General features: G+C 37.1%; 20 protein-coding genes and 4 pseudogenes. 3 read left to right on the top strand and 21 right to left on the bottom strand.

Annotation, left to right across the window (positions count from 1 at the left end):
• Positions 1–618: 618 nt before the first annotated feature.
• A complete protein-coding gene (locus MN200_RS02960; protein WP_058868944.1) occupies positions 619–1,809 on the top strand; it encodes an MFS transporter in 1,191 nt (396 codons plus the stop codon).
• A gap of 61 nt (positions 1,810–1,870) precedes the next feature.
• On the opposite strand, the gene MN200_RS02955 is transcribed toward MN200_RS02960, so the two are convergent.
• From MN200_RS02955 to MN200_RS02865, 19 genes and pseudogenes are all read right to left on the bottom strand, one after another.
• The gene (locus MN200_RS02955) at positions 1,871–2,515 is read right to left on the bottom strand and encodes a HEPN domain-containing protein (RefSeq protein ID WP_058868943.1); all 645 of its coding nucleotides are present in this window, start codon (positions 2,513–2,515) and stop codon (positions 1,871–1,873) included.
• A gap of 771 nt (positions 2,516–3,286) precedes the next feature.
• The gene (locus MN200_RS02950) at positions 3,287–3,673 is read right to left on the bottom strand and encodes a type II toxin-antitoxin system death-on-curing family toxin (protein WP_005218292.1); all 387 of its coding nucleotides are present in this window, start codon (positions 3,671–3,673) and stop codon (positions 3,287–3,289) included.
• Positions 3,670–3,849 carry a hypothetical protein gene (locus MN200_RS02945; protein ID WP_005218293.1) on the bottom strand — a complete coding sequence of 60 codons (180 nt, stop codon included), beginning with the start codon at positions 3,847–3,849 and terminating at the stop codon, positions 3,670–3,672. The genes MN200_RS02950 and MN200_RS02945 overlap by 4 nt, the downstream gene beginning before the upstream one ends.
• A gap of 64 nt (positions 3,850–3,913) precedes the next feature.
• Positions 3,914–5,932, bottom strand: coding sequence for a DUF262 domain-containing protein (locus MN200_RS02940; protein WP_058868942.1), 2,019 nt, complete (start codon positions 5,930–5,932; stop codon positions 3,914–3,916).
• A gap of 13 nt (positions 5,933–5,945) precedes the next feature.
• Positions 5,946–7,355: a DUF262 domain-containing protein gene (locus tag MN200_RS02935; RefSeq protein ID WP_058868941.1), complete on the bottom strand. Its 1,410-nt coding sequence runs from the start codon at positions 7,353–7,355 to the stop codon at positions 5,946–5,948.
• 42 nt (positions 7,356–7,397) lie between these two features.
• Entirely contained in the window at positions 7,398–7,610 is a 213-nt protein-coding gene (locus MN200_RS02930; protein WP_058868940.1) for a DNA translocase FtsK, read from the bottom strand.
• Positions 7,611–7,631: 21 nt separating this feature from the next.
• The gene (locus MN200_RS02925; protein ID WP_114393040.1) at positions 7,632–8,393 is read right to left on the bottom strand and encodes a protein phosphatase 2C domain-containing protein; all 762 of its coding nucleotides are present in this window, start codon (positions 8,391–8,393) and stop codon (positions 7,632–7,634) included.
• A gap of 188 nt (positions 8,394–8,581) precedes the next feature.
• A pseudogene (locus MN200_RS02920) lies at positions 8,582–8,772 on the bottom strand (Fic family protein); the annotation flags it as partial.
• Positions 8,771–8,974, bottom strand: a pseudogene (locus MN200_RS02915) (hypothetical protein); the annotation flags it as partial. The pseudogenes MN200_RS02920 and MN200_RS02915, both read right to left, overlap by 2 nt.
• A 107-nt stretch (positions 8,975–9,081) precedes the next feature.
• Positions 9,082–10,236 carry a hypothetical protein gene (locus MN200_RS02910; RefSeq protein WP_058870691.1) on the bottom strand — a complete coding sequence of 385 codons (1,155 nt, stop codon included), beginning with the start codon at positions 10,234–10,236 and terminating at the stop codon, positions 9,082–9,084.
• The gene (locus MN200_RS02905; protein WP_087527547.1) at positions 10,224–12,416 is read right to left on the bottom strand and encodes a stem cell self-renewal protein Piwi domain-containing protein; all 2,193 of its coding nucleotides are present in this window, start codon (positions 12,414–12,416) and stop codon (positions 10,224–10,226) included. The genes MN200_RS02910 and MN200_RS02905 overlap by 13 nt, the downstream gene beginning before the upstream one ends.
• A gap of 123 nt (positions 12,417–12,539) precedes the next feature.
• Positions 12,540–14,321 (bottom strand): ATP-dependent helicase, encoded by a 1,782-nt coding sequence (locus tag MN200_RS02900; protein WP_058870689.1) that lies wholly within the window; start codon positions 14,319–14,321, stop codon positions 12,540–12,542.
• A complete protein-coding gene (locus MN200_RS02895; protein WP_114392477.1) occupies positions 14,314–16,107 on the bottom strand; it encodes an AAA family ATPase in 1,794 nt (597 codons plus the stop codon). The genes MN200_RS02900 and MN200_RS02895 overlap by 8 nt, the downstream gene beginning before the upstream one ends.
• A gap of 421 nt (positions 16,108–16,528) precedes the next feature.
• Positions 16,529–17,470 carry a hypothetical protein gene (locus tag MN200_RS02890; RefSeq protein WP_058870471.1) on the bottom strand — a complete coding sequence of 314 codons (942 nt, stop codon included), beginning with the start codon at positions 17,468–17,470 and terminating at the stop codon, positions 16,529–16,531.
• Positions 17,471–17,612: 142 nt separating this feature from the next.
• Entirely contained in the window at positions 17,613–18,668 is a 1,056-nt protein-coding gene (locus tag MN200_RS02885) for a lambda-exonuclease family protein (RefSeq protein WP_242760033.1), read from the bottom strand.
• A gap of 110 nt (positions 18,669–18,778) precedes the next feature.
• On the bottom strand, positions 18,779–19,825 hold the full coding sequence (locus MN200_RS02880; protein ID WP_058870473.1) for a DUF932 domain-containing protein: 1,047 nt from the start codon (positions 19,823–19,825) through the stop codon (positions 18,779–18,781).
• Positions 19,826–20,075: 250 nt separating this feature from the next.
• Positions 20,076–20,699: a hypothetical protein gene (locus tag MN200_RS02875; protein ID WP_058870474.1), complete on the bottom strand. Its 624-nt coding sequence runs from the start codon at positions 20,697–20,699 to the stop codon at positions 20,076–20,078.
• A gap of 42 nt (positions 20,700–20,741) precedes the next feature.
• Entirely contained in the window at positions 20,742–21,053 is a 312-nt protein-coding gene (locus tag MN200_RS02870) for a hypothetical protein (protein WP_058870475.1), read from the bottom strand.
• Positions 21,054–21,057: 4 nt separating this feature from the next.
• A complete protein-coding gene (locus MN200_RS02865; protein ID WP_058870476.1) occupies positions 21,058–21,342 on the bottom strand; it encodes a hypothetical protein in 285 nt (94 codons plus the stop codon).
• Between the two features lie 931 nt (positions 21,343–22,273).
• Between MN200_RS02865 and MN200_RS02860 the strand changes: the two genes are divergently transcribed.
• Positions 22,274–23,389 carry a DUF3800 domain-containing protein gene (locus MN200_RS02860; RefSeq protein ID WP_058870477.1) on the top strand — a complete coding sequence of 372 codons (1,116 nt, stop codon included), beginning with the start codon at positions 22,274–22,276 and terminating at the stop codon, positions 23,387–23,389.
• Between the two features lie 155 nt (positions 23,390–23,544).
• Here the strand turns inward: MN200_RS02860 and MN200_RS02855 are convergent.
• A pseudogene (locus tag MN200_RS02855) lies at positions 23,545–24,477 on the bottom strand (IS5 family transposase).
• 152 nt (positions 24,478–24,629) lie between these two features.
• A pseudogene (locus MN200_RS02850) lies at positions 24,630–24,992 on the bottom strand (IS5 family transposase); the annotation flags it as partial.
• A gap of 73 nt (positions 24,993–25,065) precedes the next feature.
• Between MN200_RS02850 and MN200_RS02845 the strand changes: the two are divergent.
• Positions 25,066–26,225, top strand: a protein-coding gene (locus MN200_RS02845) for an IS3 family transposase (protein ID WP_087514482.1) whose coding sequence is annotated in 2 segments (ribosomal slippage) — positions 25,066–25,300 and positions 25,300–26,225 — 1,161 coding nt in all. Because the reading frame shifts where the segments join, the coding sequence is not laid out codon by codon here.
• Positions 26,226–26,230 lie beyond the last annotated feature (5 nt).

Genomic DNA, 26,230 nt, shown 5'->3' with positions numbered 1-26,230 from the left:
AGCTTCGAATTGGCCTGTCCCTATTTTTCATCGATCAAAAATGCCAATGCTCAAAATTTAGCTCAACTAAAACGCGTATTTGAAATGGATCATCTAAAAATACAGGGAGGGGTTGATCACGTTTAACTAGATCTGAAACGAGGAATGACCAACAAAAATGTTCTTTTCATATTTTATCGGATGATAATGGCGCGCATTGACATACTAATCCTAAGCAAAAATGCACCATAATTGATCAAAAACACCTTAAATAGATGAATATTTCAGTAATTTGTCCCAAATCTTTGATGTGCAAGATGAGTAAAAATGATCGAATGCAACAATTTCATACAAAATAGACGGCCATATTCAGAATTTTTTAAAGATTTTTAATATTTTTTGACAGGAAATTCGAAATATCATCATTTTTTTGATTTTATTAGATGAAAACGTCAGCCTGAGAACAGGTCATACTATTTTCTGTGTCTTCATCTTCGACTCATTTTTTATGCAGTCTTTTCTCGCTTGTTTTAGGCTTTTGAATCAGCTTCGTATACAATTTCTGAAACGATGCATCTATTTAACTCAAGCACGATGTAAACGTCATTCTAAAAAATACTCCCTCATCAAAGGCTCATTATGAATACTTCTTTCGACATCAGTCGAGACAAATCTCTGCTCTGGCTGATGGCAATTGTCTGCGGCTTATGTGCAGGGGCAAACTATTATTGCCAGCCTTTGATTTCCTCTATTCAGCAAAGCTTTCAAGCACCAGAAGAACAAGTGGCTTTGACCGTAACCTTTGCGCAAGTTTCCTATGCTTTGGGTTTACTGTTCATTGTGCCCTTAGGCGACATGCTGAACAAAGCCAAACTAATTCCATTCCTGATGTTTGGAGCATCTGCTGGGCTGTTTATCTGTGCGACATCCACCAACTTATCGATGCTCTGGCTAGGCACCATTATTACAGGACTCTTTTCAGTTGCAGCACAAGTGCTGATTCCTCTGGCCACGATGGCAGTCAAACCTGAAAAAACGGGAGAAGTGGTCGGTTTCCTCATGAGTGGCTTATTGGTCGGGATCTTACTGTCGACCAGTGTGGCGGGATTACTCTCAGATTTATGGCACTGGAAAATGATTTATGTGCTGAGTGGCATTGCCATGTTTGCTTTGGCTCTTCTGATGAAAGGAAAACTGCCTCAACTACCAAAACTCAAAATCACCTATTTCGACATTTTTAAGTCCATGGGGAGTCTGCTACAACAAGAACCTCGTTTAGTGTTTCGCTCAATCACGGGTGGATTTGCTTTTGCTGCCATGAGTATGCTGTTTTCAACCATTGCCCTACTTTTAACCTCTGAGCCATTTCAACTTTCGGATGTTTTAGTCGGCGTAGTGACTTTGGTCGGCGTATTTGGCGCACTCTCCACCCAGTGGATTGGTAAATGGGCCGATCGCGGTTATACCCTGCTTTTGACTTGGGTCGGCTGCGGGACGTTAGCCCTCAGTTGGGTGTTCCTATATTTAGGCGGGAGTTCACTCATCAGCTACATCATCGGTTATGCACTGATTAACTTAGGGCTTGCAACCACACACAGTTGTAACCAAAACGTGATTTTCCGTTTACGCCCCGATGCGAAGTCTCGGGTGAACTCCATCTATATGACCTTATATTTTATTGGTGGTGCGTGTGGCTCGGCGCTAGGTGTCTATGCATGGCATCACGGCGGCTGGAGCAGTACGTGTTTAGTCGGTATTACACTGGTGATGATGGCAGGTGTCTTTGCTCTGCTGGATACCCTGTATAGCAAAAAACAGGGTATTGCTTAACCCTCAAAAAGACAGTTTACTCAGTAAACTGTCTTTGTGTTTGGGTACTTCATTTTGAACGCTAACTGACCTGAGCCACGGGGTAAAAGGGTTTACCCAAATCGAGACTATCTGCATTCTCCAAAGCAATGTACAAAAATGCGGGCAGCAAAGCCGATAAAATTTGACAGCCATCTTGTAGCTGCTTGCGGTTCAATGAACTCTTATAGGTTGAACCGCCATGCATCAGCTGATTTCTCAAGGTATATAAACGGTTAAACAGTACCAGTAAAATATCGACCGAATGCTTCTGCTGTAGCGCTTTCGCCACTTTCTTCTTTTCTTGTTCAAGCTGAGCCTTACAGACCTCTAAAGCAATTTTCTTATTTTGATAGTCCCAATACCCTTGATAGGTGTATTGGTTGTCTAAGAGCATACGAATAGGCTGACTAAATTTGTCCCATAAAATGCTATAAATTCTATGATCGACATCATGTTGGCAAATTAAATGTAAGAACTGACGTAAACTCTGTTTGTCCTGACTTTGCCCCAAGTCTTGTGCATATATCGCATTGAAGGAAATCCAGAGGCTGATAAATTGTAAATCGGGATCATGATCGAGCAGTAATGCCTGCTTTAACCAACTCAGCCCACGATGTATTCTCAGATTAAACTCATCACTCTGTTGTACTTTTTTAGTTTTAAAAATTTCTTCTAAAAGCAACATCGGCTTTTCCTATACTTTATTCTTCTATGTATTCAACATACTGAATGATTAAGCTAAATTCAATTCAACCCTGCTAGGACATAGTGATTGATAAATCCCGCTAGTTCAGTGTGAAGGTTCTATCGAAAAAAAACATTCTGTTTTCTATATTTCAATGTATCTAATGAATATTGGCTGCTCCTCTTACCATTAATTATAAGTTCTAAGCTTGATAAAAGCAGATAATACCTCTCAATGAATGTATTCCATTTTTGTGATAGTATTGCGTGCTATCGGAAATACCTGAATAAAAATGAAGCATCGAGTTTCATTTTTCGTCCATTCCCAAAGATCCTCCTATCAGTAATGAATGCATTTCAGCTCATTACATTGTGCTGTATCGTGCTCAATAAATGGATTGACGCTTTGGCTTTGCGACATCTGATTTTCATGTAATTTCCCACATATTTCTTTGCACCACTTCTACTTCAAAACATAGTGCGTTAACCATGTATTTGCCGATAGAAACTGATGAACACTGATGAAGAGTCTGATTTTTTAATGAATACTGACAAAACCATTGAAACCCCTCAATCTCCACGAATCAGTGTTGCACCGATGATGGATTGGACGAGTGAAATTTTATTTATATTTTAAATCAAAAACTTATTAAAAAAATTTTAAATTTTAGGCGTAAAATAGGCGCAAATAACGTCCACATTTTGTCCAATTTTGCTGTTCTATTATTTTAATTTTGTTTGATTATTATTTAACCTAAAAAGCTTCAATTCACTATATTTCTGAGAGCTCATACAAGAAATCTGAAACTTTTTGTGCAAGAATTTCATGATCATCCTGACTTTCAACAATATCCACCATTAAATCATCAAGCCCTGTATTATCTTGAATACTTACGCCTTGAATTTCAAGAAAAGTAAGCATTACAGCAAGGCCTGTGCGTTTATTCCCATCAACAAATGCATGTCCTTTTGATATTGCAATACCGTACCAAGCTGCTATTTCATAAAGATCATCAACCTGATTGTAATACATTTGTTGATCAATTCTGCTTAACACGCTTTCTAATTTATCAAGATGACACCCCTCTCGACCAACTCCTGTTTGCCTCAAAATTTCATCATGAACAGCGATTACAAATGTCGAATTGATAGTACTCATTTATAAGCTAACTCTTGAATTTCTTTCTTATGTTGTTGAATGACACGTTTTGCACTATGCATTACAACACGCTTTGTTGCCTCGTTGTCATCAAACGGAATTGATAATAGTTGACCAGCCATTGCTGAACGTGGCTTTCTATTTTCAATTTTAAAATCACTTAAACGTTTAGTCATAGTTCTCTTCCTATCAGGTGTTTCTATATACGTTCATTTTAACATTGAATAGACTAACCGACACTCATTTCACAAAGTCTTGGTAATCTAACTCAAACAAATCAAGCATCTTTTTCTCGTGATCTAGGATTTGTTCTTTTTTCCAAACTTTTTCTTCTTCAAGCGTTTGAATCATCAAATACAATTTAAGGGTATCAATTTTACCCTTCCTTATCTCAGGCATAAAATAATCACGTTTAGCACTTGGCAAGCGATTCCCTATGCTTGAATTTTTACTTGAACTAATGAGACACAAGTTCCCAAAGCGATGTAAATTTTCATGATCTAATTTATCACGCTCTCCCTCTATCTGTTGTGCATAAAAATGCTCAACCGAACTCCGTTGCGTAAATTTAAAGTTTTTGATTACCTTATCATTGCTATTTTCTGCATCACAATAAATCAAGAAATCCAAATAGTTAAAGACAAAATTATTTTCAATATTGCCAAAGCTTAGTTTGGATTGATCAATTTTAAAATCATCAATTGTCTGATTGCCATAAATCAAATCAAAATAATCAATCTGTTTTTCATTTAGATACCGCTGAAAAATAAATTTTCTCGCTAAATGTTGTAATGCATTAAAATAGTCAGACACAGATTTATCTTTATTTTGATAAAGCCAATACAGTGCACCATTTAACCAATATTTATAAGACAAGGTGGGCGTGGATACATGAAATGCTGTCATCAATAAGAGAACTCTTTGAGCAATATCAGTATTATTTACCTCAAAAGTATTCACATAAGAACCTGTATTTTCATATCGTTTAAGTTTTTTTATGCTCCAATCATCATGATCCGTAGAATAATCCCGTTTAACAATGTATTGATCAAATATAAATTTGCACTTCAGCAAGGTAAACATAAAACCTTTTACATTCTCAATAACCCTTTCATGCTCTGGGTTTCCCTGCCCTTTTAAAAGAATATGTTTTTCAAATTGATCAATCAGTTGCTTATCATCCAATGCCACTTTTTCATTACGGTTCGTTTGACTTAGCCAAATTTGTAAAACCTGTAATAAGAAATTCGGAAAATTGATAATACTGTTGAATCGTTCAGGCTTTTCTTCTTTTGTATCTTTATTTTTAATACGCTCAGGCACTTTTTTTAACATTTCAGAAATAGATTGAAAATTGCTTTTCGAATTTGTTTGTTCTTGTGATTCTATATTTCTGCTAAAAATTTTAAGTAAACTAGAAGCATTTTCAGGAACAAAATCACCCCAATCCTTTCCAAAAATCACATCACGCTGTGTTGTTGAAAAACCATATTGAACGTAACGCTCCATATTGGCAGTCGCGTTCCAAATACTCATAAATAGTGTCATGCTTGATGTTTTATCTGCTTCATCTTTGATTTGATTCAATACGCTCATCAATTTCGCTTTTAAAATTTCATGCTTTTCTAATTGTTCACCACGGTTATTCATAACCTCAAAATAATGATTGAGATCAGTATCTTTCGGAACTAAAACTTGTGCGATGACTACATTTTCAAATAAATATTTGCAAAAACCACTCAAACCGCCTTGATTGATCATTTTTTCGATTGCTCGTTGCAGCAACTCAAACCCCTGAACTAAATCGGCGTTATATTCGGATGATTTTAAATGTTGTAGATGATCGCCTCTAAGTAAAGCCTGAAAGGTTAAAGAAGACTTTGGACGACTTTCAAAGTCAAGATTGAATTGATTAAACCAAGACATATCAAGAACAATTTTTTCTTCTTTGGATAATCGTTTCAGGCAAATCGCTAACAAGGTTAAAGTGGTAAATCGTTGCTGACCATCGATAATTTCATAAGTGCCATCGCTACGCTCAAAAACAACCAACGTTCCAATATAATATTTTTTACTTCCTTGAGTCTGTCCTTGATTTAACTGATCAGGTTGCTTTTGATAATCTTGAATATCCAAAATTAACTGATCAATTTCTTTCTCACCCCAAGCATAATTACGCTGATACATCGGGATAATATAAGTCTGTTTATTCTCGAACAGGGCTTGAACCTTAAGCGCTTGGATTGACTCTGCTTTCATTCTGATGTTCCTGTTAGAGATAATTTAGTTCTTTAAATAAAGTGATCAAAGGCTCAACTTTAGTGCCTTCCTGTTTATCGACTATCGGGAGTGACCATCCGATTAGTTCACTTGGTGATTGAGCATATTTCAGTAAACTGAATATGTTCTTTTCTAAGACATAATTATCTATCGTTGCTAATTGCACCGAATATTGACTAATACGACAGCGATATGCCCAAATAAAAATCTTTTCAATCGCTTCTGATAACCGATCTGTAGCAAATTTATCGATATAAAAAATCAATGCAGAATCAAACAAGGTTCGCACATAACGATCCCCATCCCTATTTCTTGCATCATATGAATTCAATATTTTGATAATTCTATTTGCTCGATCCTGTAGTGCCGCACCAAATATATAGACCTTCTCAGACTGTTCTTGATGATCCACCACTTTACTAATCTGTTTTTCATAGTGCTCAACCATTTCAAAAAATCGACGACCATTAATGATCATTTGATCAAGCTGAAATGGGAAACTCATTTCTTGTCGATCTATTTGCCGTTGATATTGTGCGTTATAGTCATCAATAAAATAATGCGCTATGCGTAATGGTTCTAAATATGGATGATGGTCTGATTGCCCAAGATGAATACCTTTAAAAACATGCACATGATCTTTATTGAAAAATCTTGCGGACTTTCCTCTTGACCAAAGACGAATACGGAATAGATAGTTCGAAAATAACTTTGCCAAATGAGCCGAGTCTAAACTTTCCCAATGAGCAACAGTTTGGGCTTTTAAATGTTGCTCCTGTGCAAAAAATTCTCGTAGATGATAAGCTTTTAAAAGATCATGCGGTTCTAAATCACGGCCACGTGCATTTTGTGAATCAAAAAACTGAAATGCCTCTGAAATATCATCTAAAATAAAAACCGCAACCTGACAATTATTGAGTAAAAAATCAATATCTTGTTCCGAAAAGTTTACCGAAACGATCCGTTTAGCGGCATTAAAGTTCTGATAAATATTGTAATGGCTAATATCACTATTAAATTCTTGCACATCCATAAAGACATTAATTTGATTCGATATTTCATTCAAAACTGTTTTCAGATCCTCTCGTTCTAAATCTAATTCTTGCTTCTGAATAACCGCCCAAACAAGGAGTATTAAAGTTAAAGTTCGTTGTTGTCCATCCACAATATTTATATTTTTAAGGCTCGTATTATTTTTATCACGGTGTAATACGATAGTACCCAATCGATATGCAGATTTATCTTTATGTTCCTGTATATCATTGACGAGGGCATTTAAATTTTTTTCTGTCCATTTGTAAGGACGCTGATAATCAGGAATTCTGAGTTGATCTAAAATTAAGAGTAATTCTTTTACTGACCAAATCCCTGTCTTAAATTGATCAACTTGATGCTGAGCCATAAAAAATTATCCTAAAAATAAAATTTTTAATTGTTAAAGTTGTTATTTCATACCTTGATGCAATTTATAGCCATACCCATAATCTAGAACAAAAGTTTTTGTAGATTCACAAACACTTACTTCAATTAACTGATTAAGTAGTTGTTCTGCATGAGAATACCCAATTAAAAAATGGCGTTGTAAACTCGATACAGAAACAACACCCACTTCCTTTGTGAATAATTTGGCACGTTCAAAAAGATCATCTGATTGCATAATTTCCCCATTCTCAATGAATTAAATTTTTGCTCGTACTAAGACCATGCTGACATTGTCATACGCCTGCTTTGAATCTAATGATGCTTTCATATTGAGCAACCACACTCGAAGCTCCATATTTACTTTTAAAGCAGGCCATTCCCTACACTCCATCACATCATGTACACCATCCGTACAGACCAACAAGACATCATTTTCAGTTAAGTATTCTGCTGTTGTTGTAAAATCCATCACTTCATGCAAGGGATCAGCACAAAAGTATTGTAATAATGCATCATAAATACTGGCATAGTTTTCTCCAGCTTTTACTTCGCCGCTTTCTCTTAACTGCTCAAGATAATTGTGATCTCTCGTCAAGCAGTGCCACTTTTGATCATGCTGACTAAACAAATAAGCTCGGCTATCACCAATATGTTGAATTGTCACAAAACCTTGTTCGCCATTATTTTGAATGAGTGCAAGTGTTGAACTGGCTCCAAAACTATTTTTTTGATGTGCTAATTGATCAACAAGATACTGCTGAATGGTAAATGCTTGACAAGTTTCTATCTTTTTATTTTGCGTTAAAGCATTTAAAACTGTATAGGCTGCTTGCTCAGCTACTGGACTATTGCTAATCCCATCCGCTACAGCAACACACCACTTTTCTTTTTCAGAATGGCTATATAGTTTAGTGATGAGTCCATCATGTTGAATAACTTTATTTTCAATCAAAATGGCATCTTGTTGATACTTTGACCTTGCCTTCCATGTCAGAGCTTGCATTTCAAAAGTACTCATCACATCGATCTCACACTTGGTAGTAATTTTCTTTTTACCAAAACTCGATAACATAATCAAGAAAAATCCCATCTAAGCAATTGATTAATAATAAATTATTTAATTTAAAAACTTACTTTACGCTTTTTAATTCTCATTCATGTCTAACTATTTAAGCAAAGGTGTAACAAAATATTTTTTTAATTAAATCATGGTTTAAGACGATACTTTTGCTTCGGACTTTTCGGCTTATCTGGAATGGTACGTTCAATCAAACCTGTTTCAGCAGGAGAGGATGTACGTCAGCTTGAGTGGTAGCATGATCGCCACCTTGAGCTGTTTCATTTGAACTAAGGATTGCATCTCAAATCATCTGCAAAATAAATTCTATAAATGGTGCTAAGTGTTTCAACAAACTTACTTATTCCCACGTTCAATTGCGATACGTTCAACACAACTAATACTGTCAATAATCAGTTTCTGAGAATCGATCTAGATTTGATAAATTGCTTTACGGTTAATTTTTTCCATAAGTCCTGAAATTCTTTACGCTCAAGGTTTTTGGAATTGATATGGTTAGTCAAATGCTTATGCTCATCTTCAGTCAACCAAATACCATAACCACACCATATTCTAAACAAGCTTAACACAGTCTTGTTAGTCACACTGAGTACACAAATGCTTAACTAAATCAAAACTTTCTTCCATTTTAGCCCATTGTCGAGGGGGCACTAATTACAACACAGCCATTAATTCCTTTAATCTTTAAAATACCTTCCTTGAATTTAGAATGCTCTTGCGTTGCACGCGTTCTATCCCATAAAAAACAGATAATGCGTGCATCGTTATATTTTGTATCGACATGGTAAAGTGATGCATCTTCAGCAATCTCTCCTATAAGCATTTGAAAGGACTTTTTGATGTCTTTACGGAACTTTACCTCAATAATCGTATGTAAGGCAGGTAAATAAAGATCAATACGTGGATTCTTTTGCCCTACAGGTTGAAGGGTTACTTCGTCTGCGATGTCATTAAATATCGGCGCGAGCAAAACATAGAGTAGGTTTTGAACCTGATACTCATTTTCTACCAACCACTTGACTGGCTCAGCACCTTTGGTACGACCTGTTTCCTCCCATGTCCAGCGCTTGAGACCAACTGGAATATTTTCAAGAAACTTAACTAGATCATCAAAGCTCCATCCATTGGGCGCTACTATAGCTACATCCTGATTGATTTGGTCAAAAACATAAATGATCAAGCTCAGAAGTGCAGTTGAAGTCTCTCCTTTTGCTAGCGCGCGAAATTCATTCTGGAAACGGCTAATAAGGGAAAGACGGCTTTGGTGATCTTCGATACGTAATATCTTCAGGTAATGAAGAAACAGTGGCACACATGCACTGGAAAATGAAGCATATTTATCATGACGGACGAACAACGCAATATCTTTTTCAAAGTGATTAAAATGATTACCTTCTATTTGCTGCTCTAAAAATCCTGAAATCCAGTTGCTGAACTCATTATCGATATTCGCATCGCAATTTTTTTCAACTAGCCATTTTATAGCCAAAACTCCAAAAATATCTGATACCCAAGGACGGGGAGTAGAGTCAATCTTAGGAGCCTGTCCAAGTAACCGTGAGATATCTTTACTTGATATTATTTCAGATTTGATTTGAAGCCCAGAGATCGCACAACGCTGATATAAAGGTAAAGAAGTGAAATCAAAAATTGGAAGGTTTTCTAATAATTTCAGAAAATATAAGAAGCTAGATTTAAACGGATCTGCGAGTGCATCCTTACACGCTTTTAGATACAGATACTCTCGCAATTGATAAACATTATCTATTTCTACAGAAACCATTGCGACTGCCCTATTTTTCCAATCATGACTGAGTCACTCCAATCAGGAAGCTGATTAAGCCATCCTAAATTTCGAGCGATTATGTCTGAATAGCTAATTGTCACTGGCAAGGGATTTGGAAAATAACTCCGCCATGAATGAGATGCAAAAGAGTGAACTTGTGCACTTAAATACCTGATATCTTTGAAGGTCGAATCTTTATGTATACTAAGAATCACACCTCTTGGGTGCCCATCTGTATCTTGTCGCAACTCTCGTTGACCAATCAAATAAATAAGCATTTCATGTTTGGAAAGTTGAAATATTTTTCCACGTGGTGGAGCTAATCGTCCTTTCTGAGCATCAGCAGTAGCAGAATCAAACATATGAAGCCCATGGTCTTCAGAAATTTTAAGGAACGTATACTCAATCTGATAATCATGATATTTATCAATAACAGCACGAACAGCTTCAATCTCTTCTTTGTTGAATTTCTTCACTTGAGTATGGAAAATCAAGCGAATCGTATCACCTTTCTGCCAATTCATGCGCATTTGGATTTTTTCAATAGTTTCATCAAGAACCGACGTTAAAGCTTCACAATAGGCTTTTGGAACAACAGCTTTTGATGTGTTCGAAACGATGTAACTACCATCTCCAGAAAAAACAGTAGTAATCCCCATAACTCTCTGTCCATTAATACCACGCTCCTGTCCAATATTTGCACTACCTATGCCAATTACTAACTCATGGGAAAGTGTTGGAGAGGACTTCAGTAGCCATGGAACACCACCCATTTTTGCATAACAGGCTAAAGCCATATTGTTAAGCGAAAAACTGAGGTTGTAATCCGACTGTGATAAAAGCTCTATTGTGAAGTCTTGTACTGGTACTTGATGCATGAAAAAAAGACTTTTGCCTAAATAGTATGGATTTTCTTCAACTTTTAGTTTCTTAAAAGACTGTCGTACCTGTACGATAGCAAGATCCCAACGACTACCATCCTCTGCTTTCTTCTTAATAGCAGCTTCGATTGCTCTTTTAAACCCACCAAGATTGTCCGAAGCTGTTGTAAATACTTCAACACGGCTAGTACCAAGCGTAAATTTCCCCTCAAGCCCATTTTTGAAGTATTTACTGTTTGGAATACCTTTCAAGAACTTACGAACAAACTGTTCCACACGCCCTTTATCATGTTCTGAACAGATTACACAAATTGAAGGATCATGCCTATCAAAAGTACGCTTCGTATATGGACCATGCTGTGTTAATCCTTTTTCGACCCAATCAGCTTGACTACTATCGTTAAAAACAAATACAGGCTTTTGCATTTGTCCACAATCTTTCTGAATATCAGGTGGATCTTCAATTTCTAAATTTACTTCATTAATCAATTGGATAATATTTGACTGAATATATTCCTTAAGCCTATTAATGTGATTTTTCTTATTATCACCGCCATTAAAAAGAGAAATGGATCGTCTAATATTCTCTACAACGGCATCTTTTTTTGCTCCATGCGTGTGAAAAATGAAATCGTCAAAGTTCGTTCGATTAGCCTCTAGGAAAATATCACTTGCATTGATTTGTACAATCTGTCCATCGGGTCGAGTTACAGAAATTATCTGTCCAGTTACACCACTAATAGTTCCTAAAAATTTCTTGTATCCATCTTGCTGTTCAGAAACGGCATACCGTCCAATCAAATCGAACGCACTATTTAAAAAATACAAACAGTTTTTCTCAATAACTGTACGAGTTGTGCAATCAATAACAAGGCATGGTTGACCTCTAATAATACGTGTATCGATAGAGTATTTAGTGAAAATTTTAAATGGATAAGTTTCACCCAAAATTGGAGCCAAAAGGTTATCTTTCTGCTTAATACTTGTCAATTCGATCGGATTAAATCCAGAAGGATTACGCCCTAATCCAGTGAGATGTCTAATCAACCCCACTTTAACTAACGAACAGAAAATACCTAAATTATCTTCTAACCTTATCGTCTTTCGAGCACCGATATTAGGAAACGTGCCATCTATTGAAAAAATAAGGATGTTATTACCTTGACGTTGGAATGAATGAGTTTTCCTGTGGCTGATACGATACTCATCCAATATTTCCTTACTATAAGGTGTTTCGCAAACTGTAACTTCTAATTCAGGGACTTTCAACGGAAATGCATTTAAGACAATTGACAATATTCACTCCTTTTAAGGTAATAGTCCCTTAAAAATAAAAGTTAAAAAATAAATAGCCATTAGAGTTGACTTTCCTTTGTTTACTTCATGCAATTTTTCACGATTATAATTTGCCTTATACTATTATTCTTGTTTAGTTCTTCTATAGAAATCAACTAAGAAATCAGAATGATTATTTTTTTGAAAGACTAAGTGTAATATGCTTTTAGGGCGTGTAACTGCCACATAAAAAAGTCTTCTTGCTTCTTTTGATGCTTTAGAGGTTTGTCTATCTCTCCAATTAGGTATTACATCATTATTAACTCCAAATAGGATAACAGCATCAAATTCACGACCTTTAGAGCTATGAAAAGTAGTGAGTGCTAATCTACCTGTTCCTTCAGTTTTTCCAGAAAATAGATCAAGAGACATGTCTTTATTGGATTCAGGTGAGGTTTTTTCTAATAATTCTGAGCATATTTCCCATTCTTGCAAGTTATTACGACAAACTGTTTTCCAAGGTTTTACTAGTTCTTGGTTAAAGCGCAATAACCATTCATTTGCAGTTTCTGTTATAGACTTACTATTTTGAAGAAAATTAATAAGCTGAAGTCCTAATTGTTGTTCTTCATTTTGATTGTAGTGATGACCATAGACTATAATTAAAGCTTTTTTGTATAACTCCCTAAATGGTGGTTCAGCATCTTTCCATCCCCCAGTTACCCATTTTGCACAATCTTCAATAAAACGGGAAAACTTTGAACTTCTTTTGATTAAAGAATTACCATCAGTTCTATGGTATGGTAATTGATTAGCTTCCAAAGCTTCTACAAGTTTGTCTCCTAGCCAAGCGGCCCTATATAGAATTGCAATATTTTCATTTTTAAAACCCTGTGTGTTTAGTTGTGACAGTAGTGTATTTACAATGAAATACGCTTGTTCTTCTATCCCCCCATTTACAGAATTAAATATTATTTCTCCTTCAGGGGCACCTTCAGGACTTTCATAGAGTCTATTTTCGTTAAGTGCTGCTGAAGATGCTTTGACAATTTTTGTTCCTGAACGATAATTAAATCTTAATTGAAACGTTTGGACATCTTGTCGTTGAGTTAAACTTTGCAGTAATTCTGGATTTGCACCAGTAAATCCATAGATAGATTGATCCGCATCTCCAACAGCAAATAACCGAACATTCCCATCAAAACAAAGTAGCTGAACTAATTCATGAAGCCCATGACCGAGATCTTGATATTCGTCTACAAATAAAATCGGAAAACGAGCTTCTAAAGCTTTACGAATCCATGGATTTTCTTTGATCATTCTGAATGCTATAAGAGGCATATCATCAAAATCAATAAGTTCTTTTTTTCTTAGTTCCTGTTCATATTCCTCAATAAATTCAGCTAGTTCTTTATTATGACCTTTCCAGCTTTGGAGTGTCCGATCTAGTTCACGATTTCGTTTTTCTTTAGCAAATTCCCATTGTTTATGAGGGTCTCCAGAATCTTGGTATATTTTTTTATAGGCATCTTCTATCGCTATACGGCATTCTTTTGAACCCGCTACTTTAAAGTCTTGAGGGATATTACATTCTACACAACGATAATAAGGCATTATTATTTGTGTTAATGCAAAGCTATGTACTGTACCAATAAAATTTGTACCAGTAGTTTCAACACCAAGTTTTGATAATCGAGTTTCAAGTTCAATCGCACATTCATTATTATAAGTTATACATGCAATTGCTCTTGGAGCAATAACTTCTTCATTAAGAGTACGAGCAATAGCTGTCGTGAGAGTTTTTGTTTTTCCACTACCTGGACCAGCTAAAACAACACAATGAGTCTTACAATGCACTGCCTCAAATTGCTCTTTGTTTTTTTCTAATTCTGCTAATGCTTTTTGTAAAGTGATGTAATTAAACATTTTTCACCATATACTCAATTGCGTCCTGAATATATTTAGGAACTTGTATAAGTTCCCCTCCAGATATTTTCTTTATTAATTTTCCGCTTAAGCGCCCTTTACCAATATCCTTTACCATAGCAAGTAACTGTGTACTATCTATTTTACTGTAATCAGTTTTCCATTCATTAATACGCTTTGTACGTGTTGATCCAAAACCTTGTTCATCTAAAATCTCTAATAATACTGAACTTAAATTAGGTGTTTGTACTATAGCAACTTCAAATGTTTCATTATTTAAAAATATCCCAACGTTACTAAATGAACTACTAAACTCTTCAAAACTAGCAGTTTCAGCCCATTTTCTATTTTTTTCAGTTAGTATGTCTAATTCGGTATTAACTTCACAAAGAGAATCCCAAATCCCAACACATCTTGCTCTTCCTAACGCTGGTTTTGTTCCATCTAACGGATCCCAATCTGTAATCACTGTAAATGGTATACCTAATCCCTCCGCTAATTTTACGTATGGATTAAAGTTCGTTCCAGCTACATTACATACAGTAATACCGAGTCCATCTAAGTCTTGTTCTAATAACTCAGCAAAGCTAGGAACTAAAGCCTCTTCAGCATCACCTTCAACAAAAATAATGCCTTTAGCAAACAGAATTTCAGAACGAGTTGCGATCAAATATCTTTCTATATCATCTTTTTCATCTTCATTAATTGGCAAATTAGCTAATGAAAATGCTTTTGTACTATTTTTCACGAGCCTTAAATTAATAATAGAACGTAAAGGTACAATCGATGCTAATGTTGGAGAATGGCTAGTAATAATGAGAGCCTGAGAAGAATTTTTTTCTTTAAAGATATTTTTAAAAACAGTACGTTGAAGTTGAGGATGCAAATGCGCTTCAGGTTCTTCTATGCATAATAGAGAATAATTCCTTTCATTTTTTTCTTTTCGCCATGAGAACTCCTCTAGTTTTAAAGCCATCAGCATAACATTCGCTGACCCTAAACTTGCCTCAGTAATACTACGTTTGCCGTCATCTATATACATACCTAATGAGCGAAATAGTCGTAACGGATCGGCATTAGAAAAGCGTAGAGATGTTTTTAAATCATGTCCTTTACCTGAAAGACTTAGGATTTTTTTACCTAATGAATCATTCAATTCCTTGATTGCTGGTTGTTCAACTATTTTCGTATTTGCGGCTTCTAAGTCAATTGATACTTTGGCTAACTCAGCTGAGCCGATTGATCCCATAGTATTTTCTATGAGTGGTCTTAAAGGTGAATTTCTCCAAGAGCCTAATTGGTTTTCTGCATCACGTAATGCATCAAGAAAATCTAAAGAAATTCGTCTTCTCACTTGATTATGAATTGGTCTTGTTTCAACTCCTCCGCCATAAACAATGAATTCAAAGTCTTCACTACTTGTTGGTAAACCAGTAATCTCAGCTTTACATCTAAAAACGTAACTTAATCGAATAGTTTTATGATCATGAGCAAGTCTATAATCTGTTAGTAAAGCAGTTAAATAAGGATCATCTTCAAAATCGGTAAAATCTAAATGAATTTCAATTTGAGGTTTTTTTGATAGATCACATCCATCCCAAAAATCTGAAATTCTTAATTGTCTCGCTGAATCTGGAAGTGTTTGATCTATTACCAAGCGCATCGCAAATAATAAATTACTTTTACCTACACGGTTTTCACCAAGTAACACGAGATTACTACTCAATGGAATATCAATAGATTCAAAATTTCTAAAATTTTGAATAATTAAATTTTTAAGATACATGAATATTTTTTTTAAAGTAAATAATTATAATATTTAAATTATTTATATTTTTTTCGCAAGCCTTTTTAAATTTTAGCTATTTAATCTGACAACTTTCACCTAAATTTGGCTTTGTTGCATAAATATGTAAGCATCTGATTTAAATAAATTTAATTTTGGATCAAAAAATAATCAAAACTTTTAAAATCATATAGTTATGAAATCTTTGTGCAACAAAGCCCCTAAATTTATAAAATGCATGATGTTAGAATTCCAGACTAATCATCTCAAGAAAGTCAATGATATTTTCTATATATCATCCGCTTGAATAATAGACTATCTTTATCAATCTACATAAATCATTAAAGTTTATTATTTCAAAGCAAAAAAATATCAGTGAGATAAAACCACAACCTCTATATCACTGATATTTAATTTAATATTAATTCACCGCCCTCACACTCCCCTCTAACCCTTTCTGCATATCCTGCACAAAACCCTCACATTGATTCGGCTTAAGCTTTACTTTGGTTCTCGTTGCAATTTCAGCCTGTGCTTGTTCAGCTTTTACCTCTTGATTTTCCTCATTATAAAACTCCTCCACCAAATCCAATCCCTCCTCCACATTCACCTCAAACTGTGCATTGGCGAAACCTAATCGTGCTGTTACATCTAAGGCATTTTGATTAAAGCCTGATGCTTTACTTTGTTGATCAATGTCTTGCGCCATCTGAATTGCCTGTTGCAGATTAACACCATCCCTAAGCGTTAAATCCACGTAATACACAGGTGTACGATAACTTTGTGTGGTGGACTTGCCTCTTAAGGTCAGTTGTAACGGTAGACATGACAACAAACCATTCGATGCAGCATGGTAATAACTCAGTCGTGCTGCCAAAGTACGGATGCTGTTAAAGCCTGTGGTTCTAAAGATAAATGTACCGAGTTCATCCGATTCATCTAAGTTCACATGAAGTCTGCCGAAAGGCTTACAGTGCCCCCCTTGTGCCAATGGACATAAATCAGGTGATGGGCATGGATGTTGTTCTACCCCTTGATTGGTCAGACGTTGGCAAGTTTGACCATTGCCGACACAGACAGGTCGCCCTGTCTGACGGTCAAATAAGGTGTATTCCGCTCTGAGATTTAAATCAGGATCATTGAAGATCATCCGTACTGGAATACTTCTGAGTTTTTGATTAGATATTTGGGCTCGGAGTTGTTCGTCAAGCGGATGTTTAACCCATCCCTCCTTACTTTGAATTTGACTGGTAATGGTGAATTGATCATCTTTTTCAGGGAGTCGTTTACCGTTCTTTTCGACCACCTTACCAATACTGATTCGCCCTAGAATAGGCGGTGTGATGGCTAGACCTTTGATCATGGTGTTTTCCTCTTCTGTTTAAATGGGTTTCTGTATCTGCTTAAAATGAAATTGCTATAAAAAAATCCCATGCACTGAGGCATGGGATTGTTGAGTGGAGTTTGATGTTCCGCTTGTGAATTACACTTAGGCTAAAGCAGCTTCAATCATCCTTGCTGTAGATATTGAAACGTCGTGAACCTTGTTTAGTTTGTGGGAACTGGTTGAGGTATTCGGGGTGTGATTTGAGTAAGGCTTTACTGTCTAAACTGATCGAGTCTTTAGCCTTTTTCCATGTCACTGAACCTGTCGTAAACACGGCCCGTTCGGCAATTTGCATCTTGGCTTGTAGCTGATGCTTCAGCAGATCGAACTGCTCTTGATGCTTTTCAATTTGGCTTCGAGCTTGAAGCAGTTGTTCAAACTGTTGATTGGCTTGTTCATCCTCTGAAAGATCCGTGGTACTGAGAGGCACATGTTCAGGATAGAGGAGCTGTAAGGCTTTTGCTGCCGATTCACTGGCATCCGCTTCAGGTGGCGTATCCTTTTCCACACATTCCCAGAAGTAACGCTCTGCATTGATAATATGTTGAATCACCGATTCTGAACGTGTCACTTTAAAGATTCGGGTTTCATGCCCACAGATTAAGACACAGATATGTGCAGCTTGCTTGCCTGTCACCGCCAATTGATGTTGTACCTGACACAACACGTATAAAGGCACCCCATCTCGCCAAAGTTTTGCGCCATATTCCCCTGCGGTTTTACATTCCAATATCTGCACATCGGCAACACCCACCACAGAATAATCTAAGTTGGCTAACATGAAATGTTTGTCTGGATCGGGATGTTGTAACACAGCATTGATCCGACGGACTTTATAGTTAGTATGCATGCTGTAGTATTCAGCCACTAAAGGTTCAAGCTGTTTACCCCAGTACAAGGGTGCATGTCCCTCGCTTTCATCTTCGATGTTTTGTTGAATCCGCCCTGTTTTAATCATCCACAGTTCGAGCATCGACATATAGGGATTGAGTCCACAGGCTGCGGCACAGTCACTACTACCGATGCCTTGCCGACGTACTTCTAACCACTCGGCTTGGCTAAGTTTTTTGGTATCCACAAAGCGTTTGGCAGTAAACAGTTTGGGACGATTGGCATGGATATTAACCATTGGATTCGGTGTTAGATTCAGAGGCGTGTTTAGTGCTGTATTCATGATGATTTCCTATTTTGTAAATTTCGGGCATAAAAAAGCCACATCCGAAGACGTGGCTATAGGTGTATTTGAGCGTTAGGTTGGTAAGTGAGTCTGCTCGTTGATGAGGCTCAGGCAATCATGCGTAAAGCTTGTTCTAGGCCACGTTGCTTTAAGCCTGCACCTGCACCGAACCAAGCAGAATCAAGTCGATGATCCTGACTCATGGCACGACGTTCGTGATCAGCAAACTCTGTGATCGAGCACAGTAAGCCATAAGCCGTGTCTTTGGCTGAACTGAGTTCTGCTCCACGCCCCTGCCCATTAAACATGCTCATGACTTTTGACATGGCACGGCCATTCGGTTCAGTCTTGTTTTCTGCTTTGGTGGGTGAGTTGGCTTGTGTGGCGACATTACGATAAAACTCAATAATGCCTTCATCCTGTTCCATTGGGCTGAGGCTGGTATTGTTAAACACGGAATCAAAGTAGGCTGCTGCTTCTTGTTGAGTGACTTTACGTTGACTCAATTGTTTCATTTCATACATGTGCTCTTCCCATGCACGCACTGAAATACCCAATTGCTGTTTAATCTTCTCTGCATCGAACTTGGTACTATGTGGCACTTTAACCACGCCTGCACTGCTGTTTTGTCCTTTTAGGGCTATCGCCAAAGTGTTGTTACACACCACACGGATCGAGGTGAATTGTGCCGTCGTGGCAAGAGTGCCATCACAAGCGGTTGCTAAGAGAATATAACCATTGCTGACATCTTTACCCTTTAAGGTAGAGGTTTGTCCTGTACGTGCCAATGCCCAGAATTTCTTACCGCCTTTAAGTACGCCTGCGGTTTCCAGTTCAAAACCTGATTGCTCAGTTAAGTCTCGATAGAATTCTAAAATTTCACGAGGCTGAACTTCCTGAAAGCGTTGGCTGACTACAGATAAAGGTGCATGGGTATCTGAACGATAAAGCACTCGCTGTTCTTCATAGGGCATGATGATACTTTGCCCTCGTTCATTTTGTGCCATATAACTGACATTGGAAGATTCAATGCGCCAGTCCATGCCTGCCTGCTGTGCCCAGACTTCAATCGGTTGGTTTTGCGTGAGTGGGTTGCCTAGTCCATGCCAAGGGGTTTCGCCTACATACGCCATTTGTTCAAGTTGATGTGCCATGAGTTTTGTCCTTATAAACAAAAAGGTTGCTGGGCCCCATCCCTTAATTGGAATGAAGTCCAGCAACCTGATTCAGATTGGTCTTGTGAATGTGCTTATTAAATCCTGTGTAATAGGCTCAATGAACACATTCAGTCTATTGATTCATCTTTATGTTATATAAGTGAAATTTCTTTCAATCCGCTCAAAAACTTCAACAACTCAACATTATAATGCGTGGTGTGTATGTGGAATAAACACAACCTTCAGTTTATTGTGGTGACATCACAATTTCACGTCCATCCTTGAGTACTGCAACCACTTCTCTGACATTCCGTGGATCACAATTCAAGAAGAAGCGCATGGTTTTACCGTACAGAATAGGATTGGCACCATCACGGTAATCCGCTTTACAGTTACCCCGATTCACCACCACTCGATCCAGTGTAATGCTGTCGGACAATGAAATTAAATGTAGATAGGCAGTTTCAACCTCATGCTTTCCACCAAAGACCTGATTCTTGATTTCAATACGATATTGCATTGAAGCATCGCCTTGGTCAGATGGCGCTTGTTGTTCATCCTTCTCCGCTTCCTGTCTATTCAGTGTTTCCCATTCATCCCAGCCTTTGGCAATAAATTCTCTTATTTCCGTAACGGGTGTCACTTCCAAATTACTGAGATAATAGCCTGCGGTAGCTGCCGTTTCTTCACTAGGCGATTTTTCCAAGGACTCCAAGTCCTGTAATTCTTTCTCGGTCAGTTTATCTGTTTGAGCCTTTGCTTTGACTGCTTCGGTTTTCACTGCATTATTCTGCGCTTGTGCTACTTCTGGTTGCTTATCACAACCGACCGTCAACATGGCTATGGTTGCCAACATCATGATCTTTTTCATTTTATCTCTTACCCCTATTCCCCATATGCTTAGGCATTCACATCAAGGTGCTGGTCTGTCCATGCATTGTTGGTAATATTTATCTTTGAAGACTTGTTTGGTTTTTTCGAAAGTTGCTGTCCCACCTCGACTATATTCGAAGGCATCATGAATCATCGGTCTGAGTTGCTCTCTCAGCTCATCGTTATCGCCTGCGAGCATATAAGTCGCTTCGGCAAAACCACCGTAGGTCAAGCGTGCCTGCATCACAGTTTCAGCCACATTGGCTTCTTCCTGACAAGCTTTCTCTTGTTTGGAGCTACAGCCTGCAAGCAGAGCAACAGCAATGATGAGAAGTAATTTTTTGTTTTGCATGTTCCTAACCTCTGCATTTGCCCACGGTATAACCTCTAGCAAAGTCCAGACGACGTCTGTCTTCATCATTGGTGATCGGTACAGTAAAGAATGGCTTGCCGTATTGTTCACGAATGCTGTCATAGCGACAGCCACAGGTTGCTTCACTTTCCACTGCGGTTTTAATGGCAGCGTTTGGATACATGCATTGTTCGATATAGGCTTTACGGTCTTTGCTATCCGTAGATGAACAGGCAGATAAAATAGGTAAAAGGAATACAGCAAGCATGCTGAATGTTTGAATTCTCATAAAGCTCCCCTCTGATATTGTTCTGTATTGAAATCAAAATTTAAGGCACAACGACGCGTACTCCCGAGTCAGGAAGATGTGCGAATCTGAATAAAATGAGACGAATAAATCCCATCAGCTGCTTGATGAAAAGTCAGCTGTTTGAAATAGAATTCAGTACAGTAAGGGGATGTTTTGAATGACCATGACGGACTCCTAGATGTAATAGAAGTTCTGCCAAATCACTGCTATTTGATTATGGTGGCAGAACGAAAGGGGGTTAGCAGACTGATCATCTAGTATCAGCACGCGCGAACGCGTCCCCCTCCCGTTCTACCGCAAAGGGGGACGAGAAGGTTTCGCACAAGACTTATACTCAGGAAGAATATAAGTACCTGATACGCTAGATGGATCGGTCTGCTAAAACCGACTGACAATGTAGGTCAGCATGCTAAGAATAATGGTGAGGGGGATTGAAGTCAATTCAGATAGTTATGAATACGGCTTGTTTTGTATTTCTATATATTTATTAGCTACTTACAAGACAACATAACTCAATTTCTAAATTTTAGTTCTACTTACAAAACTGCTGGAACATTATTTAAATATAGTGAACGTGAAGAATTAGGAAGAAAAGCAATTAGCCATAAATAAGGTGAATTTAGGAATACAGCATTGATTTATATAATAAATTCATCAACTTTCTTATAAGATGTACTATTTTAATTTTAGAAATTCACATTTGAACTTTAGCTTTTGTCAAAAAACAGACAATCAGAGCCTTTAATTCATAAGATTTTAGTTAGTTAAAAATTAGCTAAAAGTACACTTAAGCAAGAAGCCTAATATGCAAGATATTTAATACAATTAAATAATTGATAAGTTTTAATGTTGATATTTATCTTTTTTAAATATAAAACTAATAACTCATATTTTTATTTAAAACTAAGAAATGTATATTTTTATTGATGAATCTGGTGTATTTCTACCCACTGAAAATAATTCATGTAGCACAGTTGGTGCACTTTGCGTGCCTGATGAAGCGATAGATCAAGTAGAAAGAGCTTTAACGGATCTTAAAGAATCTCTAGGTATACAAAATGAAGATGAAATCAAAAGACCAAGACCTGACTGTACCTCAAAACCTTTTGAATCGTTTATTGCCAAACTAGTATCTTTAAATTGTACATTTGAAGCATTAGTTACTAATATATCTCTGAATGAGTCTGAAACAATAGTTCAAGCAAAAAACAATGTTATCGAAAGTATGAAAAGATACATTGAAATTGAAAAAATTAAAGGGGATCAGCTTGAATTCGTGATGAATGTTATTAATCTCACAGATAGTCTCAGTCTTCAATTATTTCAGCAAGTTTACATGCAATGCTATTTAATTGTAGGTTTAGTAGAAAAAGTTTTGAATTTTTATGCAAAACATTCCCCAGAGTCTTTATCATCATTTAAATGGAGAATAGACCAAAAAGGAATCAAACCCGAGGAAAACTCCTTTGAAAAAGTATTTCAATCTTTATATTTAAGTATTGCTGTTAGTGCATCTCTACGAAATCCAATGAGGCTAGTATACGAAGAAAGTAATAATTTTAGTTATTTTTTTCACTCTTTTAATACTAAGCATAATTCTAAAAAATTAGAAAATGAAGCAAAACTACGCGAAATTGATATTTCTGTATGGAAAAATTTTATGAGACCAATTAGCTTACAACCTCTATTAGCTAAAGATTTTTCATTTACAGATTCAAAAACATCTAAAGGACTACAAATAGTAGATCTATTGGTAAGCAGTACTAACCGTTGCCTCAAAAGAAATTTTGATGATAATGAAAAAATGGCAAAATTATTGGGGGGATTAATGATAAATTCGCCTGATTATGGGAAATATGCTATCAGAACAATTATTTTTGATGGAAATATTGATCACTCGGAAAATATTAAAGAGAAAATTGAACTGTATGAACTTATGGAGAAATCATCAAAGAAAATTTTCACTGAAGAATTCAAAGAAAATCTTTTTATAAATAAACAAAAACTCGAAAAAGATAGTGTATAAAATGCACTAGCTCAAACCCGATCTGACAGTTACCCAATTTTTAATGTATCTGTCAGTTTAAATTTGAGTTAAATTCTTCTCAACTTAAATACTTATTCCAACGGGCTTTGTTGCACAAAGATTTGAAATGCAAAGCGCCCCTAATTGAGCCAAATTTAAGGCGTAACTTGGGTAAGTGGTCGACCTAATTCCGTAAATCTGTTAAGGACTGCTACACGTGCATGGATCTCATTCACTTGGCTATCAAAACTCCTTGCACTGAGTTTATCTCCTAATAATTTGATGCAATGCATCTTAGTTTCAACCAAACTTCGCCGATGATAGCCTGACCATTTTTTCCATAGTGTCCTGCCTAAACGTTTAATTGTTCGAAGTAATTCATTTCGCTCTAGCGAGCTACTCTTTGTATCTTTCCATGGTTTCGCATTTTTTCTAGGTGGAATCACCGCATGCCCTTGCCGATCTGCAATGACCTGACGGCATTGCTTGGTGTCATAAGCTCCATCGGTATAAACAGAGTCAATCCGCTCATCTTGTGGAATCTGATTAAGTAAATCACCAAGCACCTGTGAATCACTGACATTATTGGTTGTAAGCTAAACTGCTCGTATTTGTAGGGTTTTAGCATCTATACCAATATGAAGTTTACGCCATTGGCGACGATATTCAGGTCCATGTTTCTTGCGTTTCCATTCGCCCTCACCTAGAAACTTCATGCCTGTAGAGTCCATGAGTAGATGCAGCCCATCGCTACTTTTTTGGTAGCTGATTACAATATCAATATGCTTTTGTCTTCTACAAAGCGTGGTGTAATCTGGAGCTATCCAATTTAATCCGCAAAGTTTAATCAGACTTTGCACAAAGCCAGTAACCATACGTAAAGACAGACGGAATAAGGATTTAATCATTAAGCAGCATTGGATGGCTGCGTCGGAGTAGGTTTGATTTCGCCCTTGTTTGCCTTTTGATGGCGCATACCATTGCGTAGCAGGATCAAACCAAATGGCAATATTTCCGCGACTCATAAGTGCTCGGTTATATGCGGGCCAATTGGTTGTGCGGTAGATTTTGTGTGTAGGCTTCTTCATTTGAAAATTATATCGCTGAAAAACCCTTTACAGATAGGTTTGTGCAACAAAGCCATTCCAACGTAAAAAGTAGTTAAAAGCTGATTTTTTAAGTTTCAACGGCTTTGTTGCACAAACATTCAAAAGCTAAACTTCTTCCAAGTTATCTAAATTTAAGTGGCAACTTGGGTGTGAGGTCGGCCTAAATCTGTAAATTTATTTAATACGGCCACACGTGCATGAATCTCATTGACTTGGCTTTGAAAGTTTCTCGCACGGAGTTTATCGCCTAATAATTTGATGCAATGCATCTTAGTTTCAACCAAACTTCGCCGATGATAGCCTGACCAATTTTTCCATATTGTTCTTCCTAAACGTTTAACTGTTCGAAGTAATTCATTTCGCTCTAGCGAGCTGGTCTTTGTATCTTTCCAAGGTTTCGCATTTTTTCTTGGCGGAATCACCGCATGTGCTTGTCGGTCTGCAATTACTTGACGGCATTGCTTGGTGTCATAAGCCCCATCAGTATAGACAGATGATCCTAGACAAAATAATGGACAGCACGTCCCTCTAAAGATAACGTAACTTTAATCTTTGGAGATTCAAGAAATGGCTAAACGTTTTAGTCCCGAATTTAAACAGCAAGCGATTGATTATGCACTTTCAAACTCACACGAGTCTGTAGCTGCAATCGCCCAGAAATTAGGTGTGGGTTATTCAACATTAGATAAATGGATTCGTGAAACCAATCCGGCAGGTTCAAGCAAACGTCAACTTTCACCAGAACAACAGCGGATCGTGGAATTAGAGAAAGAAGTCAAACAGCTCAAGGAAGCCAATGACATCTTAAAAAAAGCGCATGTGTACTTTCTAACAGATCATGCCAAGAAAAGTACACGGTAATTCAAGATCTAGATATGAATGAAGTCACCGTATCTTCTGCCTGTAAATACCTAGGTGTCAGCACTTCAGGCTATTATGCCTGGCGAAAACGTCAAGCCAATACGGCACAGAAATATAATGACTTAAAAGCCGTATATTGGCAGCATCATGCACGATTGGGTGCACCTTCATTAGTACATGACATGCATGATTTAGGTTACAACATGAGCGAACGTACTATTGGAAGGATGCTAAAAAAGCTTGGTTTACGTAGCAGGATTGCACGTAAATACAAGCATACGACTGATTCAACCCATCGTTTGCCTACAGCACCCAACTTGTTGGATCGCCAATTTACAGTTACTCAGCCTAATAAAGTCTGGACAACAGACATTACCTATATCCGCACTAAAGAAGGTTGGTTGTATTTATGTGTGATGCTAGATTTATTTAGCCGTCGTATCGTGGGGTGGCAAACCAGCCATCGAATAGACCGCCAGTTGGTGTGTGATACGTTTAACTATGCAATGGCTCGTCAGGGTTATCCAACTGGTGTTATGGTTCATTCGGACCAAGGCTCACAGTACTGTAGTCGTGATTTTAGAGCGCTGTTACTGAAAAATGATTGTACTCAGAGTATGTCTAGACGTGGAAACTGTTGGGATAATGCAGTGACTGAAAGCTTCTTTCATACATTAAAAGGTCATGTGGTACATGGCAGTGTGTTTTCGACTCGAAAAGAAGCGAATGCTGTCTTGTTTGACTATATTGAAATTTATTACAATCGGGTCAGAAGACATTCTGCAAACGGCTGGTTAAGTCCAGAAGCCTTTGAACAGAAATATATTAAAAGTTTAGAGGGGCTGGTTGTCCACGATACTGTCTAGGATCA

This window comes from Acinetobacter sp. LUNF3 (assembly GCF_022699605.1).
Lineage (GTDB): Bacteria > Pseudomonadota > Gammaproteobacteria > Pseudomonadales > Moraxellaceae > Acinetobacter > Acinetobacter johnsonii.
Note: the sequence above shows the minus strand (reverse complement) of the source record. Positions and strands in the feature narration are given on the sequence as shown.

Bases quoted from the DNA above. Each gene is read 5' to 3' on its own strand.
- MN200_RS02960 (WP_058868944.1), top strand. From the start codon at position 619: ATGAATACTTCTTTCGACATCAGTCGAGACAAATCTCTGCTCTGGCTG.
- MN200_RS02955 (WP_058868943.1), bottom strand. From the start codon at position 2,515: ATGTTGCTTTTAGAAGAAATTTTTAAAACTAAAAAAGTACAACAGAGT.
- MN200_RS02950 (WP_005218292.1), bottom strand. From the start codon at position 3,673: ATGAGTACTATCAATTCGACATTTGTAATCGCTGTTCATGATGAAATT.
- MN200_RS02945 (WP_005218293.1), bottom strand. From the start codon at position 3,849: ATGACTAAACGTTTAAGTGATTTTAAAATTGAAAATAGAAAGCCACGT.
- MN200_RS02940 (WP_058868942.1), bottom strand. From the start codon at position 5,932: ATGAAAGCAGAGTCAATCCAAGCGCTTAAGGTTCAAGCCCTGTTCGAG.
- MN200_RS02935 (WP_058868941.1), bottom strand. From the start codon at position 7,355: ATGGCTCAGCATCAAGTTGATCAATTTAAGACAGGGATTTGGTCAGTA.
- MN200_RS02930 (WP_058868940.1), bottom strand. From the start codon at position 7,610: ATGCAATCAGATGATCTTTTTGAACGTGCCAAATTATTCACAAAGGAA.
- MN200_RS02925 (WP_114393040.1), bottom strand. From the start codon at position 8,393: ATGAGTACTTTTGAAATGCAAGCTCTGACATGGAAGGCAAGGTCAAAG.
- MN200_RS02910 (WP_058870691.1), bottom strand. From the start codon at position 10,236: ATGGTTTCTGTAGAAATAGATAATGTTTATCAATTGCGAGAGTATCTG.
- MN200_RS02900 (WP_058870689.1), bottom strand. From the start codon at position 14,321: ATGTTTAATTACATCACTTTACAAAAAGCATTAGCAGAATTAGAAAAA.
- MN200_RS02895 (WP_114392477.1), bottom strand. From the start codon at position 16,107: ATGTATCTTAAAAATTTAATTATTCAAAATTTTAGAAATTTTGAATCT.
- MN200_RS02890 (WP_058870471.1), bottom strand. From the start codon at position 17,470: ATGATCAAAGGTCTAGCCATCACACCGCCTATTCTAGGGCGAATCAGT.
- MN200_RS02885 (WP_242760033.1), bottom strand. From the start codon at position 18,668: ATGAATACAGCACTAAACACGCCTCTGAATCTAACACCGAATCCAATG.
- MN200_RS02880 (WP_058870473.1), bottom strand. From the start codon at position 19,825: ATGGCACATCAACTTGAACAAATGGCGTATGTAGGCGAAACCCCTTGG.
- MN200_RS02875 (WP_058870474.1), bottom strand. From the start codon at position 20,699: ATGAAAAAGATCATGATGTTGGCAACCATAGCCATGTTGACGGTCGGT.
- MN200_RS02870 (WP_058870475.1), bottom strand. From the start codon at position 21,053: ATGCAAAACAAAAAATTACTTCTCATCATTGCTGTTGCTCTGCTTGCA.
- MN200_RS02865 (WP_058870476.1), bottom strand. From the start codon at position 21,342: ATGAGAATTCAAACATTCAGCATGCTTGCTGTATTCCTTTTACCTATT.
- MN200_RS02860 (WP_058870477.1), top strand. From the start codon at position 22,274: ATGTATATTTTTATTGATGAATCTGGTGTATTTCTACCCACTGAAAAT.